This is a genomic window from Corynebacterium sp. HMSC055A01, assembly GCF_001809405.1.
Classification (GTDB): Bacteria; Actinomycetota; Actinomycetes; order Mycobacteriales; family Mycobacteriaceae; genus Corynebacterium; species Corynebacterium hesseae.
Window position 1 is genome coordinate 1 of sequence record NZ_KV797525.1, and the last position, 4,015, is coordinate 4,015.

Annotated in this window: 5 protein-coding genes; 2 read left to right on the top strand and 3 right to left on the bottom strand. The window is 53.9% G+C overall.

The genetic code is table 11. The features are described 5' to 3' along the window. Positions 1 to 85: 85 nt before the first annotated feature. Together HMPREF2604_RS01300 and HMPREF2604_RS01305 are read right to left on the bottom strand one after the other, a co-directional pair. A complete protein-coding gene (locus tag HMPREF2604_RS01300; protein WP_049377316.1) occupies positions 86 to 1,045 on the bottom strand; it encodes a replication protein RepA in 960 nt (319 codons plus the stop codon). 378 nt (positions 1,046 to 1,423) lie between these two features. After that, a complete protein-coding gene (locus tag HMPREF2604_RS01305; protein WP_080970368.1) occupies positions 1,424 to 1,687 on the bottom strand; it encodes a ribbon-helix-helix protein, CopG family in 264 nt (87 codons plus the stop codon). Between the two features lie 222 nt (positions 1,688 to 1,909). Here HMPREF2604_RS01305 and HMPREF2604_RS01310 point away from each other — a divergent pair, with 222 nt between their 5' ends. Further along, the gene (locus tag HMPREF2604_RS01310) at positions 1,910 to 2,161 is read left to right on the top strand and encodes a hypothetical protein (protein WP_070776360.1); all 252 of its coding nucleotides are present in this window, start codon (positions 1,910 to 1,912) and stop codon (positions 2,159 to 2,161) included. 65 nt (positions 2,162 to 2,226) lie between these two features. On the opposite strand, the gene HMPREF2604_RS01315 is transcribed toward HMPREF2604_RS01310, so the two are convergent. Further along, positions 2,227 to 2,601 (bottom strand): 3-deoxy-D-manno-octulosonate 8-phosphate phosphatase, encoded by a 375-nt coding sequence (locus tag HMPREF2604_RS01315; RefSeq protein WP_232770592.1) that lies wholly within the window; start codon positions 2,599 to 2,601, stop codon positions 2,227 to 2,229. A gap of 228 nt (positions 2,602 to 2,829) precedes the next feature. On the opposite strand from HMPREF2604_RS01315, the gene mobF reads away from it, so the two are divergent. Beyond that, positions 2,830 to 4,015 (top strand): MobF family relaxase (mobF, locus tag HMPREF2604_RS01320; RefSeq protein ID WP_168162979.1); only part of this gene is annotated, 1,186 nt, incomplete at its 3' end.

A 4,015-nucleotide genomic window follows, 5' to 3' on the forward strand; every position in this document is an offset into this window, starting at 1 on the left:
ATGCGCACCTGTATTGGTAAATATGCGCAGTCTGATTTGGGCATAAAGAAAGCGCCCGAGTGGGGCGCTTAACGGTTGCTGGGGATTAGTCGAGTTGGGGCTTTGGTGGACGCTGTCGAATAGAGGTGGCGGTCTTGGTGACCATGACTCCGTTGGCGTCGGCGGTGATGCCGGCGTTAGGCCAAACAGTCAAAATGTCGTGAATGGCTTTCTTGACATCGGTGCGGAAGTTTACCCAATCTTGACCTTTGGTGAGTTTTTTGGTGGCGAAGTTTGCGGCCATCATTTCCCACGTGAAGGTGTAGGCGTCGCGGTTGTTTTTCGCCAGCCAATACTGCTTGAGAGTCAGCCAGATGTAGATGTCCATTGAGCGGGGTTTGGTGAGTTCTCGTAGGACGTTGAGGTCGATTGGGATGGGGGATTCTGCGATGTGCTTGAAGAACTTTTCGGTTAGCGCCAGCTCTGACTCAATGAAGCTTCCCTGGTTGGGGTCTCGGGGGTCGAACCAGAGGTTCCAGCCGTCCAAGATTTGGGTGTTGCTGCCTTGAGCGTGCACTCCGTCATCGCTTTCGACGGTAATGGTAGAACCTGCGATACGAAGGATTTGTTCGCGAATGTTTTTCAGGTTGCCTGTTGCTCCGCCAGTTCCGCGGCCTAGAACGCCGATTGCTTTGAGGAAATGGTTCATCGAGTGGCCGAGCGGGATGCGGCGCGCTTCCTGCTCGTCGATTTTCCCTTCTTTGAGGCGTCCAGCGTTTTCTACTGCTCGGGTAATGACGTAGGCCATGATGAGGCGCGGATACTTGCCGTAGGGGAGACCTCTGCGAGAGTAGACCGAGATTATCCCTTGTGCAGTTTCTACGACGCGCTCATTGTTTTCTGCTTTGCGGTAGGGGAAGAGTGCTTGGACGAAGAGTTTGGAGGTGTAGCCGACGTCTTGGGCTTGGAGGAGTTCTTGTGCGGCGTCGTGTTCTTGCCTGCGGGCTAGTTCTTTGACTGCTTCGAGCTTGGCGCGGCGCTCGTCTGGGGTGTGTGGGGGCTGCATGGTGCCGTGGTCTCCTTTTGGATTATCGACACCGCCCGTGTTGTGCTTTGCTCACTGTCCGTGGGGAAGTGGTAAAGTCTTACCCGACACGGTCGGTGTCGTTTTCTTTTTTGGGCCCCCGCTAGAGCGCCAACTCTATGATGCGGGGGTTTCCTCATGTTTTGAGGAATGTGCGCGCCCTGGACTTGAACCGAGGGTGTGTGCCGCTCGCGCTGCGCACCCCACGGGTGTGGGGCGCGTCTTTTTATTTTCTCCGCCTATTAAATCACATCAGTGTGACTTACTGGGAGATTTAGTAATGGTGGCGGCTGTTGCCAAGAAGCCTTATTGGCCGTTTGCTTTGATGAAGCTTGCTCGGAACCTAAGGTATTAGTGGAGTCACTGTTGTTCTTCGGGCTCGTCTTTTAGCCCGTTGAGCATTATTTGGTTAAACAAGTTGTTGATTGTCTTCTCTTCGAAGTCTGCAGCCACTTGATTCCAATGGAATTCTTCTAGTTTGGGAAGCATGGCTGTAATAGCCATTTTTAAGTAGAAACCTCGACTACGTCCTGTCCTATCGCAGAGAGTGTCGAGTCGTTCAATGATTTCATCTGGCATCCGTACAGACACCACACGTCCGGAAGGGTGGGGTGCTTGTTTCATATGCAGTATCCTCTCCTTGGCAGCAATGGTAAACATTGTTTACCATTGCTGCCACTCTTGGGACTGTCGATAGAATTGTTTAATCGACACTGTGTAAACAATGTTTACCACACGTAAGACTGGTGGAGTCTTCTCAAACTCTTTAACAGCATCATGAGCGGCGCGCGCCACAGAGAGGAAGGACGCTTCCGTGGGCGCACTGCCATTTATCGGCTACCAACCATGTCCCCATCTGCACTCATCGCCATGCTGGTCTGGATGCTCATTGCCCAGATACGACGCGCAGGATTGGGAACAGGAATCATCAGAGCGTTAGGCGGAGTAATCGCCTGGGTAATCATCTGGTTCTTCCTCACCTTCCTCGGCGTGATGGTTTGCTCCATGGCTGACCACTACGAGCGCGCTACGGACGAGACCAACGACTCGCCATACTCCAACCCGTATGACGCCGCACCCGTCAACCCCGGTGAGTAGTACGACCTGAACGAGCAACAGTAGCCGCAGCCGCTAACGTCGAAGACTGTCTTTCTCTCTACTGACTACTGGTCGCCATTGTCATCGGCATCATCGCCGCCAGCGTCCTTAGTGGCGCTGGCGGCTTCGTCGTTGTCCCGGCCCTCATCATTGCCAGCGTGCGACTCATCGTCTCCAGAGGAGTCCTCCGCACTAGGGGAGGACTCCTTAGCAGTCTTGAGCATGTCGTTGAAATCGCGCTGGCTTACACCGACGAGCTCGCGCACGAGTTCTTTAGGTTCCCCTAGGTCGATAATGGACTGCGAGGCTTGACCAATCTTTTCGTTCAACTTGTCTCGTTGCTCAATAAGGCTGAGCAACGAGTTGATGCTCTTCTTCCGGTCGCGCAGCTTACGCTGTTCTTCTTCGAGACGCTGACGCAGTTCCTGACGCTTCTTCAAACTTCTACTTGCGGTAACCATAAACCCACAATGCCAGCGCACACACCGCCCCGCTCCTGACACAAACACCACGCGGGAAGTTCGGCGTAATCGGAAGCAAGCAGTGGACTATCCCTGCAGTCTCTCGACAGCGCTGTAGACCTGCAGCCGTGGGCGCGAGCGCCCTTTTTACAATACACTATATGCACTCTTAGTGTTAATCGGGTTTTGGCTGCTAGACTAGGGCGCATGATGACCCTGCGCGTAGTCAATAGCGGAACAGGTTATGAGTACCTGTTGCGCTCTGTGGCTACCAATGATGGGCCGACAGATGCGCCAAGTTTGTCGAAGTATTACGACGCGAAAGGCACCCCGCCAGGTCGTTGGTTAGGCTCTGGTTTGGCCGGTTTGAACACCGAAACGGTCACCGAAGGTGGGGAAGTTACCGAGTCTCAAATGGCCGCGTTGTATGGCGTAGGTCTGCACCCAGATGCGGATATGAAGATGTCCGAAGGTCAGAAAATCAAAGACGTACAGTTGGGGCGTCCTTTCGCTAATTTCACTAATGATGTGCCGGTTTTGGTGGCACTTCGTGACGCGGAGCGCCGCCATAGGCAGACAACGGGCACGTTGATGAGCAAGCAAGAACGCGCCGAGTTAGTCCAGGATATTGGCCGAGAATTCTTCATTGAAGAACACGGAGTCGAGCCGCAATCGGGCCGGGAAGTCGTCAACTGGGTCAATGGTTTAAAGGACAATGTGCGTCAGTCTGTGTCGGGTTTTGACCTGACTTTTTCGCCTGCTAAGTCCGTGTCGGTGGCGTGGGCATTGTCTGATGAGAAGACCGCGCAGCGTATTGAGGCGCTTCATCACCAGGCCGTAAAGGAAGCTATGGCGTGGGCAGAAGACAACGCTTTGTTTACCCGAGTTGGCAAGCAAGGGCGTGAGCAAGTCAAGACGAAAGGCTTCGTCGCGTCGGAGTTTAAGCACTACGATACGCGCGCAGGAGACCCGGATCTGCACTCGCACGTGCTGGTATCCAACAAGGTTCAGACCGAAGATGGGCGCTGGTTGTCCATCGATGGGTACACCTTGATGAAGTATCATCAGTCGATTTCGCACCGCTATGATTCCATCTTGAACACCCTGCTTTCTAACGAGATGGGCTACACTTTCACCGCCTGCGACCATGGGGTCAACAAGGAACCTACGTGGGAGATTGACGGTATTTCGCAGTCGCTGATGGAGTCTTTTTCCAAGCGTCGACGCGGCGCACAGCCGGTCTATAAGCGACTCGTGGAAGAGTTTGTTGCCGCGCGTGGTGCAACCCCTAACTCGGTTGAGGTGGGTCGTTTGTGGCAGCAAGCTATCTTGGAAACCCGTGATGCAAAGCGTGAACCAGAAAGCCTTGCAGAGCTTCGCGCAGGCTGGAAAG